Annotated in this window: 13 protein-coding genes; 6 read left to right on the top strand and 7 right to left on the bottom strand. The window is 63.3% G+C overall.

The genetic code is table 11. The annotated features are described in order from the left end of the window. The first annotated feature begins 2 nt into the window (after positions 1-2). The 3 genes from puuE to JY500_RS10930 are packed head-to-tail and all read left to right on the top strand — an operon-like array spanning position 3 to position 2,463. The gene (gene puuE / locus JY500_RS10920; protein WP_206252248.1) at positions 3-953 is read left to right on the top strand and encodes an allantoinase PuuE; all 951 of its coding nucleotides are present in this window, start codon (positions 3-5) and stop codon (positions 951-953) included. 2 nt (positions 954-955) lie between these two features. Beyond that, entirely contained in the window at positions 956-1,960 is a 1,005-nt protein-coding gene (gene alc / locus JY500_RS10925; RefSeq protein ID WP_206252250.1) for an allantoicase, read from the top strand. Next, positions 1,957-2,463, top strand: a complete 507-nt coding sequence (locus JY500_RS10930) for an ureidoglycolate lyase (protein WP_206252251.1) — start codon at positions 1,957-1,959, stop codon at positions 2,461-2,463. The genes alc and JY500_RS10930 overlap by 4 nt, the downstream gene beginning before the upstream one ends. A gap of 586 nt (positions 2,464-3,049) precedes the next feature. Here JY500_RS10930 and JY500_RS10935 read toward each other — a convergent pair. The 6 genes from JY500_RS10935 to JY500_RS10960 form a co-directional block, all read right to left on the bottom strand. Then, entirely contained in the window at positions 3,050-5,053 is a 2,004-nt protein-coding gene (locus JY500_RS10935) for a nitric oxide reductase activation protein NorD (protein ID WP_206252253.1), read from the bottom strand. 5 nt (positions 5,054-5,058) lie between these two features. Further along, positions 5,059-5,865, bottom strand: coding sequence for an AAA family ATPase (locus tag JY500_RS10940; RefSeq protein ID WP_206252254.1), 807 nt, complete (start codon positions 5,863-5,865; stop codon positions 5,059-5,061). Positions 5,866-5,877: 12 nt separating this feature from the next. Continuing rightward, complete coding sequence (locus JY500_RS10945) at positions 5,878-7,272, bottom strand: cbb3-type cytochrome c oxidase subunit I (RefSeq protein ID WP_206252256.1); 1,395 nt, start codon at positions 7,270-7,272, stop codon at positions 5,878-5,880. Positions 7,273-7,299: 27 nt separating this feature from the next. Next, on the bottom strand, positions 7,300-8,148 hold the full coding sequence (locus JY500_RS10950) for a c-type cytochrome (protein ID WP_206252258.1): 849 nt from the start codon (positions 8,146-8,148) through the stop codon (positions 7,300-7,302). 215 nt (positions 8,149-8,363) lie between these two features. Then, the gene (locus JY500_RS10955) at positions 8,364-8,696 is read right to left on the bottom strand and encodes a cupin domain-containing protein (RefSeq protein WP_206252260.1); all 333 of its coding nucleotides are present in this window, start codon (positions 8,694-8,696) and stop codon (positions 8,364-8,366) included. 57 nt (positions 8,697-8,753) lie between these two features. After that, positions 8,754-9,209, bottom strand: coding sequence for a MarR family winged helix-turn-helix transcriptional regulator (locus JY500_RS10960; RefSeq protein WP_206252261.1), 456 nt, complete (start codon positions 9,207-9,209; stop codon positions 8,754-8,756). Between the two features lie 633 nt (positions 9,210-9,842). Between JY500_RS10960 and JY500_RS10965 the strand changes: the two genes are divergently transcribed. The 3 genes from JY500_RS10965 (at position 9,843) to JY500_RS10975 (ending at position 13,565) form a co-directional block, all read left to right on the top strand. Continuing rightward, a complete protein-coding gene (locus tag JY500_RS10965) occupies positions 9,843-10,253 on the top strand; it encodes a hypothetical protein (RefSeq protein ID WP_206252263.1) in 411 nt (136 codons plus the stop codon). Positions 10,254-10,862: 609 nt separating this feature from the next. Next, positions 10,863-11,477 (top strand): HD-GYP domain-containing protein, encoded by a 615-nt coding sequence (locus JY500_RS10970; protein ID WP_206252265.1) that lies wholly within the window; start codon positions 10,863-10,865, stop codon positions 11,475-11,477. Positions 11,478-11,882: 405 nt separating this feature from the next. Further along, entirely contained in the window at positions 11,883-13,565 is a 1,683-nt protein-coding gene (locus JY500_RS10975) for an ABC-F family ATP-binding cassette domain-containing protein (protein ID WP_206252274.1), read from the top strand. Positions 13,566-13,895: 330 nt separating this feature from the next. On the opposite strand, the gene JY500_RS10980 is transcribed toward JY500_RS10975, so the two are convergent. After that, a complete protein-coding gene (locus tag JY500_RS10980; RefSeq protein WP_206252276.1) occupies positions 13,896-14,384 on the bottom strand; it encodes a GNAT family N-acetyltransferase in 489 nt (162 codons plus the stop codon). Between the last annotated feature and the right edge of the window lie 131 nt (positions 14,385-14,515).

A 14,515-nucleotide genomic window follows, 5' to 3' on the forward strand; every position in this document is an offset into this window, starting at 1 on the left:
CGATGACACACCCGACCTACCCTCGCGACCTGATCGGCTACGGCCGCACGCCACCGCATGCGCACTGGCCCGGCAATGCGAAGATCGCGGTGCAGTTCGTGCTCAACTACGAAGAAGGCGGCGAGAACTGCGTGCTCCATGGCGATGCCGGCAGTGAGCAGTTTCTCTCGGAACTGTTCAACCCTGCGAGCTACCCGGACCGCCACCTTTCGATGGAGTCGGTCTACGAATACGGCTCACGCGTCGGCGTATGGCGCATCCTGCGCGAGTTCGAACGCCGCGGCCTGCCCCTCACGGTATTCGGCGTGTCGATGGCGCTGGAGCGCCACCCGGATCTCACTGCCGCCTTCAAGGAGTTGGGGCACGAGATCGCTTGCCATGGCTGGCGTTGGATTCACTACCAGACGCTCGACGAAGCCACCGAACGCGAACACATGCGCATCGGCATGGAGATCATTGAGCGCCTCACCGGTGAGCGCGCGCTGGGCTGGTACACCGGCCGCGACAGCCCCAACACGCGCCGACTCGTCGCCGACTACGGCGGCTTCCTCTACGACAGCGACTACTACGGCGACGATCTGCCTTTCTGGACGCGAGTAACCAGGAGCGACGGCACGACTGCCCCGCAGCTCATCGTGCCCTACACGCTGGACACCAACGACATGCGCTTCTCGCTGCCACAGGGATTCAGCCAGGGCGATGACTTCTTCACCTACCTGCGCGACGCCTTTGATGTGCTCTACGCCGAAGGTGAGGAAGCACCGAAGATGTTGAGCGTCGGCATGCACTGCCGCCTGCTCGGCCGCCCCGGCCGCATGCGCGCGCTGCAACGATTCCTCGACCACATCGAGGCGCATGATCGCGTTTGGGTTTGCCGCCGGGTCGACATTGCACGGCACTGGCATCGTACGCATCCATTCAACACCCACGAGCACGCCGAACAGGAAGCCTGATCATGGCCGTCGTCACGCTGGACCCGGACGCCCCGGACTTTACCCGCCACTTCACCAACCTCGCCGATCCGCGCCTGGGTGCCGAGACCATCGCTTGCAGCGACGACTTCTTCGCCGCCATGGCGCGCATGCTCGCGCCGGACGACCCAGTCTTCGTTCCGGGCAAGTACGACACACACGGAAAGTGGATGGACGGTTGGGAATCGCGCCGCAAGCGCGGGCCCGGCAACGACTGGTGCGTGGTGCGATTGGCGCGCGCGGCGACCATCGTTGGCGTCGACATTGATACCCGCCACTTCACCGGCAACTACCCACCGGGCGCCTCCCTGGAGGCGTGCCACTGCACGCACGGCGATCCTGACGCCGACACGCTATGGACACCGCTTCTGCCCACCGTTGCACTGCAAGGCAACGCTCACCATTACCACACCATCGCGAGCAACGCGGTGTGGACGCACGTTCGCCTCTCAATCTATCCGGACGGTGGCATTGCACGCCTGCGAGTTTATGGACGCCCGGCTGCAAATCCGATAGTGGGCGCCGAACTCGACCTCGCGGCAGCCATCAATGGCGCCCACGTTGTCGCCACCAACAATGAACACTTCGGTCGAGCAGCGACACTTCTGTTGCCGGGGCGCGGCGTCAACATGGGCGACGGTTGGGAAACACGGCGGCGCCGCGAACCCGGCAACGACTGGTGCGTCGTCGCACTGGCCGCACCTGGCATCATCCACCGCGTGGAGGTCGACACCGCGCACTTCAAGGGCAACTACCCCGACGCGTGTTCACTTCAAGCCGCCCACATGCCTAGCGGCACGCCACAATCCTTGGTCACGCAAAGTATGTTCTGGCCCGAACTGCTGGCACCGCAAAAGCTGCAGATGGACGCAGTTCAGAGCTTTGAAGAACTCACCAAGCTCGGCGTCGTAACGCACGTGCGCTTCAACATCTTCCCGGATGGCGGGGTCAGTCGATTGCGACTGTTTGGCAAGGTGGCCTCGGCGTGAAGGTGCTGCCGGTTGAAGAACTCACCCGTGAAGCCTTCGCGCCGTTCGGGGATGTGATCGAGGCAAGCAACTCAGCTCACCACTTCGCCATCAACGGCGGCAACACGGAGCGCTATCACGACCTTGCTCGGCTGGAGCCGGGCGAAGGCGGCCGCATCATCGTCAGTATCTTTCGCGCCCAGCCGCGAACCCTCCCGTTCACGATCACACTGCTCGAGCGCCATCCGCTCGGCTCACAGGCCTTCGTTCCGCTCAGCGGGCGCGACTATCTTGTCGTCGTCGCGCTGGAGCCTACGCCGTCGGCGCTACGCTGCTTCCTTGCGCGCGGTGCCCAAGGCGTGAATTACGCACCAGGCACTTGGCACCACCCCCTGCTTGCGCTGGACGAGATCAGCGACTTCCTGGTGCTCGATCGCAGCGGCACGGGAAGCAACTGCGACGAAATCACCCTGACCGAACAAGCCCTTGTCGCACCATTCCGCGGGACATGCCAGTCTTCATAGGGGACGCAACACACATCGATTTAGAGCACGTTCGATACTTGCCCCACGCAGCTCAGCGATGCGCGTTGCGATACAGCACCTTGTCAATTGGCTGCGACGCAAACAGGTCACCGCGATGGACTGTGCGCTGACCGCTATCTAACATCGGCGCCATAGCGATCCGACTAGTGCCAAGCGCCCGCAGCGCAGCGCTTGCGGTCCTTGGCGTGCCAAGAATGAGCGACATTCCATCGGCTATTTATGGTCTCTCAAGATCGCGCAATCGCGCTGATCGCTCATCTCGACACCCGTCATTCCGCGCACCGAGGTGGTTGATCCATATAGCCGACACGACGCGTCGGTCTGGCGCCCGGAGTCGTCCTGCGCGATTGTGCACTGAGCCTTATCGCTTCCGAGCCATAACGAGCAGTTACGATTGCGTTGACTCGTTCCGTCGGGGGTTACGCGCGATCGTCCGCGTGCGCCACGGCCTGCGTTCCACTCGCTCTGGTACGCAGAGATCGCGGCAGACAATTTCACGCGACTCCAAGGACCTGCCCCGAGCACTAACACACGAGAATCGATCGAATCTGCCATCAGCCCAAGCTCAATGAACAAGCAGCCTTCGCATCCAGTCGAGCAATGCGTTGGGCAAACGGTCCGCGTCTTGTAGCAGCGCATATTGATGCGGACCGAAGATGTGCGGCAGATAGGCAGCCGCGTGACGGTCCACCGTCAAACAGAACGCGGATTGTCCGGCGCGCCGGATTTCCTGCACTGCCTGGCGCATGTCTTCAACCCCGTAACGCCCTTCGTAGTCATCGCAATCGTTCGGCTTACCGTCCGACAACAACACGAGCAGCTGATGACGCGCCGGCTGTTGCGCCAGCAGGCGGCTGGCGTGCCGTAGCGCGGCGCCAGCCCGTGTGTAGTGCTCAGGCTCAAGCCCTGCGATGCGCCGGGCGACCGGATCGCCATGGCGTTCGTCAAACCGCTTAACGGTGCGCACCGTGACTTGCTGCGGACCATGCCCGGAGAACGCGAGGATCGCATACGGGTCACCGCTCCCGTCCAACGCCACTGACAGCACGAGCAGCGCTTCGCGTTCGACGTCGACGATGCGCCGCTGGCCTGCGACCCAGCTATCGGTCGACCCACTGACATCGACCAGCACCAGCACCGCGCAATCACGCTGGGCGATACGGCTAGTGCGATAAAAGGCCTGCGCCACGCCAACACCTGCGCGCCGATCGGCGTAGGCCTCGATGCAGGCGTCGAGGTCGGGCTCGTCGCCATCCGCTTGCTTGCGCAACACGACGCGCGCCGCCCGCAGCATCTCGAAGCGCTGGCGCACCGCTGCAAGCAAGTTGGCTTGCGCCTTCAGGCAACGGGCTACCCATTCGGCGGACCCTGCTTGCGCCTCAGACTCCCAGACCGTAGCGCCAGGGTCCCGATAGGCCTGGAGGCGGTAGTCCCACTCCGGGTAGCGGATGCCGCCGCCCGCTGCAAAGGCTTGTGGCGGACCGGCGTATGCGGTCGGGGTCGGCGCATCGTCAGACAGCAGCACCTCATTGGAACGTTGTGCGCTGCGCACCAGGCGGGCCTGTTCCAGTTCGGACACCGAACCGGCATGCCCCTCGGCGGCGGAGTCGGTATCGCGATCGCCGGGGCGCTGCAGTCCCATCGGGTCTTCTGCGTGCTCATGCGGCTGCGAGGTCTGGATCATCCATGCGCCGGTTTTCGAATCCTCGTCGTCCGGCTGCGCTGCCCGGACGGTCGGCCGCCTGGCGAGGCGCGCGCTGCGCACCGGAGCACAGCCCTCCTCTTCCTTTGGCGCGGCCTTACCGGGCACATCCGAACTGCCCGGCTCATCGAGCGGCCAATCGCCGGTCCACCAGTCTTTGAGCAACGCGGCTGGATCATCTTCGGGCCACTCGGCCGCCAGCTGCCCCGCAGCGAGCGCGAGGGTTTCAACGGACACCGCAGCAGGCGGCCGTTCCAGCGGTGCCATCAGGCGGTCGCGCAGCCAGCGCTCCAACGAGGCTCGTGCGGTAGGGAAGCGCTCCAGCGACGGCCGCCTTCGCAGCACCTCGGCACGCAACTGCGCCAGCGCGCGTTGCAGCCCAGGGAGCTTGGTTATCAGCGCTGCATCCGCCAGTACAGCCTCGAGCACCAGTGCGAAATCGCGTGCCAGCCCTCCCGCGGGCATTCCATCTGCCCATTCCCTGCGCAGCAGCACGCGCTGCGCTTGTTGCAGCGCCATCGCCCGATACAGTACCGGCGCATCGACGCTGCTCACCCCTGCCAGCGTGCGTGGCAACCAGATGGCATGTGCATCGGCGGAGGGCACCGTGTCTAGCTGATACGGCCCCTTCTCACGCGAGAAGAGACGCTTGAGTGCCGAAACGGGGATCGGCGCGCGCGCTACGCGCAGCGGCCACGCGCGCCCATGAACGGCGGATAGCAGAAGATCAAGCCGCGGTGCGAGCTCGAGTAGCGTGGCCGCGTGCTCGGTGCCAGTTACAGCGGCTCGGCGCCGCTTCAGTAGCGCCTGGGCATAGACCGTCGCATGCCGGGCTGCATCGACGATAACGTCTTCGGCTTCGGCCACGGGCTTTACAAGAAGCTGGCGTCGACCAGATCCCGCATCGCACCGAGCAGCGCGGGGTCGTCCGACAGCGGGCGGACCAGCGCGGCCATGCAGGCCTCGGGCAACGCAATGCCGGCCCGGGCGAGGCGCGCCGCGGCGACCAGCAACCGGGTGCTGGGCACCTCGGTGAGCCCGCGGTCACCCAGTGCTCGCAGACGCTGCGCCAGCGCGACCAGCGCCACGGCGTCGGCGTGGCTGACGCCGCCCTCGCGGATCACGATGCGGGCCTCGAGCTCCGGCGCAGGAAAATCGAACTCGAGCGCGACAAAGCGCTGCCGAGTGCTGGGCTTCAAGTCCTTGAGCATCCGCTGGTAGCCCGGGTTGTACGAGATCACCAGCATGAAGCCGGGGGGCGCGTGCAGGATTTCGCCAGTCTTGTCGATCGGCAGGCTGCGCCGGTGATCGGTCAGCGAGTGCAGCACCACAACGGTGTCCTGGCGCGCTTCGACGACTTCATCCAGATAGCAGATCGCGCCAGCGCGGACGGCGCGGCTCAGGGGGCCGTCGTGCCACACGGTGCCTTCATGGTGGATGAGGTAACGCCCAATAAGGTCGCTCGCCGACAGATCATCGTGGCAGGCCACGGTCATCAAAGGCCGGCCCAAGCGCCACGCCATGTGCTCGACAAAGCGTGTCTTGCCGCAACCGGTCGGGCCCTTGAGCATCACTGCCAACTGTTCAGCATGGCAACGCTCGAACACCTCGACCTCTCGCGCGACGGGCAGGTAGAACGGCTCGTCTGCCTGGCCCGTCTCACGCTCGGTTTCAGCCATTGCAGGGTGCCGTCATGCCGCCTTGGGCGACTGCCGCCCGCTGGCGACCGGCGCGCGTGATACCGGGCCGGACTCGTCTGCGCCGATGAGATCGAAGCTCGGACGGAAACGGAAGAAGTCCCAGATGAAGAGCGCCACGCCGGTCGAGAACACGCTCGCGGTGGCCAGCAGCATCAGGAAGTGCACCTGGATCTTGAGCTGCGCATCGAGATAACCCATGCCGAGGATTCGCTCCAGGTAGACCTGCCCGATGCCCGCCGTTGCGAACGACAAAGTCATACCGAACATGCCTGCGATCTGAAGCCAGAACGCCCAATATCCCACCGCTGTACCTTCTTCACGGCGCCCCGGGGTCAATGCGGGCAGCGCGTAGGTAATCATGGCCATCACGATCATCGCGTAGGCGCCATAGAACGCGGCGTGGCCGTGCATGGCGGTGATCAAGGTACCGTGCGTCCATTTATTGACGCCGGGCCAGGTATGGGCCAACCCCAGCAAGCCGGCACCGAACAAGGTGAACACCGCGCTGCCGATCGTCCAGTGGAGCGCCAAGGTATTCGGATGTGCAAGCCCGGAGCGCCGCATCGCGGTGTAGGCGTACATCGCCATGCCGATCAGGGCTAGCGGTTCGAGCGCGCTGAACAGGCCGCCGATCGGGAGCCAGTACGACGGCACACCGACCCAGTAGTAGTGGTGGGCAGTCCCCATGATGCCGGCGATGAAGACCAGCCCGACGATCACGTAAAGCCACTTCTCCATCACCTCGCGGTCAGCGCCCGAGAGGCGGATCAGCAGATAGGCCAGAAAGCCGCCCTGGATCATCTCCCACACGCCCTCCACCCACAGGTGGATGGTCCACCAACGGTAGTAAATGGAGATAACGTAGTTGTTGAAGCTCAACAGCGAAGGCAGGTACAGCACCGCCGCCAGCGCGAGCCCCAGCAGCAGGACACCCTCACTGGTGGCCAGCCGGCCGGCCTTTCGGATCGTCATCAGGATGTTGTAGAGGAACATCAGCATGACCAGGACAATGATCAGCTTCGACACCAGGGGCTGTTCCAGCAGCTTGTTGCCGGTGCCATAGCGGAACAGGTATCCGACGATGGTGCCAACGCCCATGGCGGACCACAGGCCCAGTTGCCAGTAGGCCAGCCTCACGCTGTAAAGCTCGGTGCGTGATTCGTCGGGCACCATCCAGTAGGTTGCACCCATGAAACCGGTCAGCACCCACACCACCAGCAGGTTGGTGTGGATCATCTTGGTCACATCAAAAGGCAGGATGTACAGCAGGGGGTCCGGCCCCAGGTACTTGGCAGCGGATAGCACGCCAAACACGAGTTGCAGGCCAAACAGGGCCATTGCGACCGCGAAGTACCAGTAGGCGACCGATTGGGAACGGTATCTCATCGAGTCTCTCTCCTTGTATCCGGCGGGCTATTTCAACGTGGCCAGATAGGCCACGAGCTGGTCGATCTGTTCAGGTTTCAGCGACGAGGCATAGGTCGAAGGCATGAAACTCTGTCCGTTCGACGAGTACATGGTGCCCGGCACGATGTAGGCGCTTGGGTGTTCTATCGACTCACGAATATAGGAAGGCACGTCCTTGGCACGGCCCTTGTAGTCCGCCGTCGCGATTCGCTGTTGAGCGCGGGTGGCGATGCCACCGAGTGAAGGCCCTGCCATATTCACGCCAGGCGTCACCGAATGGCATACGGCGCATGGCGGAGTCACCGCGCTGAACAGCGCCTGCCCAGAGGCGATGGGATCCTGTGCAGACGCCGCTGAACGGTCAGCGGTCGGCGTAGCAACGCCAGACTCGCGTTTGGCGGCCTGATCGGCGCCCGGAAGCGCGTTTCCGACGACGAGGATCGGGCGCGGCGGCCAGTCTTGGTTATCAACCTTGCTGACCCAGTCGAGGAAGGCAATCACGTCCGTGATTTCGCTCTCCGACAGATTCTGGGTGGGCATGAGGCGGCGGCTGCGTTTCTCGTCATAGAAGCGCGCCGGATCCCGCAGATAGGCCTGAAGGTAGGCAGCGCCACGGTGCTGCGTGATCTTGGTCAGATCCGGTGCGTAGTAAGCGCCCTCGCCAAACAGCGTGTGGCAGTTGATGCAGTTGTACTTGTGCCAGACATCCTTGCCGTGTGCCACGGCTGGCGTAATGTTTTCGGCATGGGTCAGGGTGCCGAACTGGCGGTGACTGTCGATCGTCAGCCCAAGGAAAGCGAGGGCCGAGAGGGCTGTGGCCCCGATTGCGAAAAGGCGGCTTTGACGTTTGTTCATGGATGCATCACACGCCGATGCCCGACCAATGCACGATCGACATGTAGCCGGCATACGCCAGCGCCACGACCAGAACCGCGATGACAATCAGAGCCAGGGTCTTCAATGACCCGTACACCAATGAGGTATGCATAGATCAGCCTCTCTGGGCATCGTGAGTGGGCGGTGGCATGGAAGGCACAAGAAGCGCAAATCCTTCGTGCAACCCAGAACAACTACCGGTGATCGAGCAGCAACGTGACAAGCACTGAGCCATCCTCAACGCCTTTAAGCGCATGAGGTTCGCCCCCCTCCAGACAGATCAGGTCGCCCTGGCGCATGATCCGGCTGCTACCCGCAGCCGTAAACTCAACGATCCCCTCCAGGCACTGAACGGTGAGTTCCCCTGGCACCCGATGCTCAGGAATCACCTTTCCGGCAACCAGAAAGAGGCGGAAGACTTCAAGGCCCTTTGATTTGTAGAGCGCCTTGCTGAGTGCGCCTTCGATCTTGCCTTGGCGAGGGCGAATGTCGATCAGTTCGCCCGGTGATGCGTGGTGGATCGCCATGAACGCTCCGTGAACAATGGGCCAACTTCCCTGAGCGCTGCGAGCGATCGCTCTGCTTCAATCGTGCTTGGCAGCAAGCTCATTCAGCAGGGCTGCCAGATTGGGTCCGATCCTGTGAAGTTCATCGAGGTGAGCCGCTGACAGGTCAACGAGAATGCGCTCCGCTTTCGCAGTCAGTCTCAGACGGACCTTTCGCGCATCCTCGACGTCAGGCTCCCGTACAAGCAAATCCATCTTTTCCAATCGATCGACCAGCTCTACTGCGGTGTGATGCCGAACGCATGAATGTTCTGCAAGCTCACCAATACTCATTGGCACGTCGCCCGGCTTACCCTTGATCGACAACAGCGCTTGATGTTGTTGAGGTGTCAAGCCCGCATCGCAGGCGGCCGAACTGCTGAACTCCAGGAAACGACGCAGCGCCAGACGAAACGCAGCCAAGCGTTCGTAGTCCGCCGAGGTGACCGACTTCTCGGGAAGCCGGCCCAATGCGTTCTTCGTCCTCGCCATCATTGAAGTTGAACCCTGCCCTGGACATCGTCCGTACGCGATACGCTCGAACCACCCGCAACCAACGCGCTGCTCTCTAATCCGCATGTACAGCAATCGCTTCAGTTGAAGCGTAGTTCAATATATCGCCCTACGATATATTTAATTTGTGCCGAGGCCGTGGCGGTGTAGTCCGAGCTGCGGGATCAGAAACCAACGTTGAGTACACGAACGTCGTACAGGGCGCGCAGCGCATGTTCGCCGCATTCGCGTACTCATTCGCGCAGAAGTCCTCCACGCGTTTCGAGCCGGATCCCCAACGAATCGCTTCGTCGATGTCGCGTTGTGGCAGCGCCGAAGCAGCTGCTTTGGCTAACGATCGCTGGCGCCGACCCTACCGTCCGGGAAGTTGTCCAAACGCCCAAAGGGACCGCGCAGGTTTGGTTGCGATGAGCGGGCCACCGGGGCTGCGCTCGCATGTGCCTTCTTCGGTTACCGAGTTTCAACACAAGGGAAAGACAGGTACTGCGTTTTGCCCAGCCGATATTCGTTCGCCCTGCCTGCAGCAAGGTAAGAAGTGGTTCGCGCGGTCGCTTCGTGACTGAGGGCAGGCCAAGCACAAGCTCGGTCACCTTGAGCGCGAGTAAAATGCGCACCATGCCCTACTTGCACACTTGGGAGCAGCACGGTTTGCTGCGCGAATTTGCCGGTCATGTGACTAGCGCAGAGATTGCTCGCGCAGTCATCGAGAGTCATGAGGCACCGGCGTTTGACGAATACCGCTATGTGATCAACGACTTCCGGGCTACACGTTCAATCGAACTGGACGCCGAGGTCATGGACGAAGTCGCGGCGATGGACCGTGCTGCGTTTCTGACCAATCCGCGTGTACGCGTGGCGGTCGTACAGGGGCCGCAGGCCGTGATGGACACGGTTGCCGCCTACTCGGCATCGCACCTCAGCCCCTACCCTTTGCAGGTCTTTCAAGACATGGAATCGGCGCGTCGCTGGGCCTGCGCGCCGCTCGTCACCACCGCGCAGAGCGCGGGCACGCATCGGGATAAGTGAATCGCCCCACCCTCCCCTGGCCATGCTTTACGACCTGCCACTTGGCCTGACGAACTCCCCCGCATCTGGCGCCTCAGGCGAAATTCAAGGTCCGCGGAATCGCGTCACACATCGTCGTTGAACGCCGAGATCCGCTCGACCCGGAACGTACTCTGCAAGGACTTCAGCTCCGACGAGCAACACGTCTGGTCTCCCTGTCCCGCGAACATCAACCGGCCTTGCAGGTCGTGTCGCTCCTGCGTCACGCGCACTAAACGGATACCGTCGCACGTGCGGTTGCGGCAGCGTTGGCGCTCAAGCCCTCATTGATGACGCACTTCAAGGTCGAGGAAACAGAGCTGAAGCAAGAAGACGGCTAGATCTCAGGCTGGCGTTCCAGCCAGAACGGCTGCACGACCGGGCCGATGGTTCGGCGGCAGTTCTTCGGTTGAGCGCACAATCTCGACGTGCTGTGCCGATCGGGCAAGTTAGTTGTCGAATACACAGGGGAGAATTCGAGAGCAAGGTCCCGCTCCGAGGGCCATAGATCTCTCGTTACGCGGAGTACGCCGCCTGGGGTGAGTGGTCTCACCGTCCCGGGCTGGCACCCACCGGAGAGGTGTGGCAACAATGACGGAAGATCAATTCGCGGCGACGGTCCTCGCCGGCAAAGGTCTGGTGGCGGCGATGCGCGCACGAGACCACACGACCGTTTGGCATCAGGATCGGGTTGCCTTGCTTGCCGAGCACCTTGCGCGTCAACTCGGTGTATCGGACGCCGAGGCCCGTCAAGCGCGGAGCGCAGGCCTGCACCACGACATCGGCAAGATCGCCATCTCCGACGCAACACTGTTCAAGCAAGGCCCCTTGACCCAGGCCGAATGGCTCGAAATGCAGGCGCACGCAGAGATTGGCGAGCGCATTCTTCGCGCGACCGAGAACCCCTTGCTTTGCTCAATTGCCGGCTACGTCCGCCATCACCACGAACGGTTTGACGGAACGGGCTATCCGGACGGTTTGCAGGGCAGCGAGATCCCTCTCATCGCGCAGATCGTATCGATCGCCGATGCCTACGACGCGATGGCCGCGGTGCGCGCCTACCGCCCGCCCCGGCCGCATCGCGCGATCATCGCCATCCTTACCAGTGAAGTTGGCCAGAAGTGGGACGGCGCCATGTTCGACGCCCTGGTGCGCTTGTTCGAAGTCGATTCGGAAATCGTCAGCGCGTATCTGGCCAAGGACTAAGCGCGCGCGAAGGCACAAGGAGGAGGCACCCGGCCGACAGCCGCCTCGGCACGGAATCGAACGTGCTTGCCTTCGATTCCGCACATTGCTGAGTGGCTTCTTGCTGGGTGCCACACTTTCGCAGGCTCGTCCCGGGCATGAGTCCGTCTTTCGGGTCGAATCCCGAAGACCTGCCCAACCGCGGGTTCCACGGCTACGGGAGCAAGCTCAAGCAGCTCGTGGTCACACACGACCGCGCTCCGCGAAATACGCCCGCAGCGACAGCCCGCTCCGCGGGCGACCGACAACCAGGTCAATCTGGCGGCAGCGTTGGCTTTGCGTCCGGCCCGGCAGCCGCCACGCAAAAAAACACAGTCGGTTATCGGCAGACGGCTATCATGCCGGTCCTCTTCGAAGTAGTCCCTCATGATTTCCGTTCGTAATGTCACGCTGCGTCGCGGCGTCAAGGTCGTGCTCGACCGCGCATCCGTCACCTTCACCCCTGGCGAAAAGATCGGGCTTGTGGGCCGAAACGGTGCCGGAAAGTCCTCCTTCTTCGGCCTCCTCAACGGCACGCTGCATGAAGACAGTGGCGAGTTCTCCATCCCAGCGGCCTGGAAGATGGCGCAGGTGGCGCAAGACATGCCGGAGACCGAGCAAAGCGCGACGGACTTCGTCATCGAGGGCGACACTGTACTGCTTGCCGCGCAGGCAGAAGTTGCGGCGGCCGAAGCCAGTGACGACGGCATGCGCATGGCGCACGCCTACATGGATCTGCACGATGCTGGCGCGCATGACGCTGCCGCCCGCGCGCAGGCCCTGATCCTCGGCCTCGGCTTCTCGGCTGCGCAGCTCGATGAACCGGTGAACAGCTTTTCGGGCGGTTGGCGCATGCGCCTGCAACTCGCGCGCGCGCTGATGTGCCCGTCGGACCTGCTGCTACTCGACGAACCGACCAACCACCTCGACCTCGATGCGCTGGTATGGCTGGAAGCCTGGCTCAAGCGCTACCAGGGGACCATGGTCGTGATCAGCCACGACCGCGAGTTCCTCGACGCGGTAACGCAGGTGACGGTGCACGTCGATAACGCCAAGCTGGTGCGCTATGGCGGCAACTACAGCAAGTTCGAAGACATGCGCGCCGAGCAGCTGGTGCTGCAGCAAGCCGCCATGGCGAAGCAGGCCGACAAGATCGCCCACCTGCAGAAGTTCATCGACCGCTTCAAGGCCAAGGCCAGCAAGGCCAAGCAGGCGCAGAGCCGGGTCAGGGCGCTCGAACGCATGGAGAAGATCGCGCCGGTGCTGGCGGACGCCGAGTTCAACTTCGAGTTCAAGGAGCCGCTCAACGTCCCCAACCCGATGCTGTCGATGCTCGACGCGAGCTTCGGCTACCCGGCACCGGACGATGCCCCCGCGGGTACGCCGCCAACGGTGATCGTGCGCAACATCAACCGATCCGTCCTCGCCGGCCAGCGCATCGGCATCCTCGGCGCCAACGGCCAGGGCAAGTCCACGCTGGTGAAGACGGTGGCGCACGCGCTCGCGCCGATCGCGGGCGAAATCAGCGAAGGCAAGGGCCTTAACATCGGCTACTTCGCGCAGCAGGAGCTGGACGTGCTGGATCCGGCCGCCTCACCGCTGCTGCACATGACCCGCCTCGCCAAGGACACGCCAGCGCACCTGCGGGCGCCGGGGCAAAGTGGCACGGAACAATCGCTGCGAACCTTCCTTGGCACGTTCAATTTCAGCGGTGACATGGTCCACCAGGCCGTCGGCACCATGAGCGGCGGCGAGAAGGCGCGCCTGGTGCTGTGCATGATCGTGTGGCAGCGCCCCAACCTGCTGCTGCTCGACGAACCGACCAACCACCTGGACCTCGCCACGCGCGAGGCACTGGGCATGGCGCTCAACGAATTCGAAGGCACCGTGATGCTGGTCAGCCACGACCGCGCCCTGCTGCGCGCTGTGTGCGACGAGTTCTGGCTCGTCACCAAGGGTGGCGTGGAACCCTTCGACGGCGACCTCGACGACTACCAGCAATTCCTGCTCGACGAAGCCCGCCGTATGCGCGAATTGGCGGCAGCGAAGCTGAAGAAGGCCGCGGCCTAAGGAGGCGGCGGCGACGCAACGGGTCGCGACCGCTGGCCAAGCCGAGGCAGACAAGCCGTCGCACTTGCCACACTTGGCACGCCCAAGTCGAAGCGGCGCGCGATGACCACGTCGCACGATCGCCCAGGCCACCGGTGGCTCGGTTGCGCACTGCTCGCCGCCCCCAGCCCTGCGCCATCGCCAAATTGGGCCGCCCGCCGGGTTGTAATGGCACTCGGCTGACAAGCGCCCGCCTCACATCAGGTGTGGGCGAGCCGTGCGCCGGAGGAAACGTAGCTGTCGCGGCTGCTTGGCCATTGGTGACGATTCGCCAGTGCCGGCGGGGTCGGCCTACGCTTCGGACACGTCCTGCGCAACGCCTTCGAGCGCCAGCTCCTTGCGCATGAAAACGCTGAGCGGGTGCTCTGGGTAGTCGCCAAAGGCACCGCACCGAACAAACCCTTGCTTGCCGTAGAAAGCGAGTGCGGCCGGTTGGTACGGGCCGGTCTCGAGCATGAGGCTACGACAGCCTTTGGCATGCGCAGCGTGTTCCAGCACGCACAAGATTGACTGCGCGGCTCCATCGCCCCTGGCCTCAGGCCGAACATACATGCGCTTGACCTCACCATAGGATGTGCCGAGCACAATGGCCCCGCACCCGATTGCCACACCACCGGCAGTTCGCGCCACGGCAAACAATACGTTGGCTTGCGTCATGGCACCGATGTCCAGCGAATATCTGCACTCCTGCGGATAGAGCGTGTCTTGATAGGCATCGAGTTCGGCGATCAGTGCGATGGTCTCCGCCTGATCGGGGGGTTCAAGCTTGGTGCGGGTCATCTTTTCCTTTACGGGCATAGGGTCGAAAGTGGCTCCACCTGCTCAAATCGCAAGCACGGGCAGTCAGTTCCGCATTATCCGCAAACGGCAAGGTTTCCGATTTGTCGATCTTCCTGGCGCTCGCTCGTCGT

Origin of the sequence: Niveibacterium microcysteis (genome assembly GCF_017161445.1) — a bacterium.
GTDB classification, from domain to species: Bacteria; Pseudomonadota; Gammaproteobacteria; order Burkholderiales; family Rhodocyclaceae; genus Niveibacterium; species Niveibacterium microcysteis.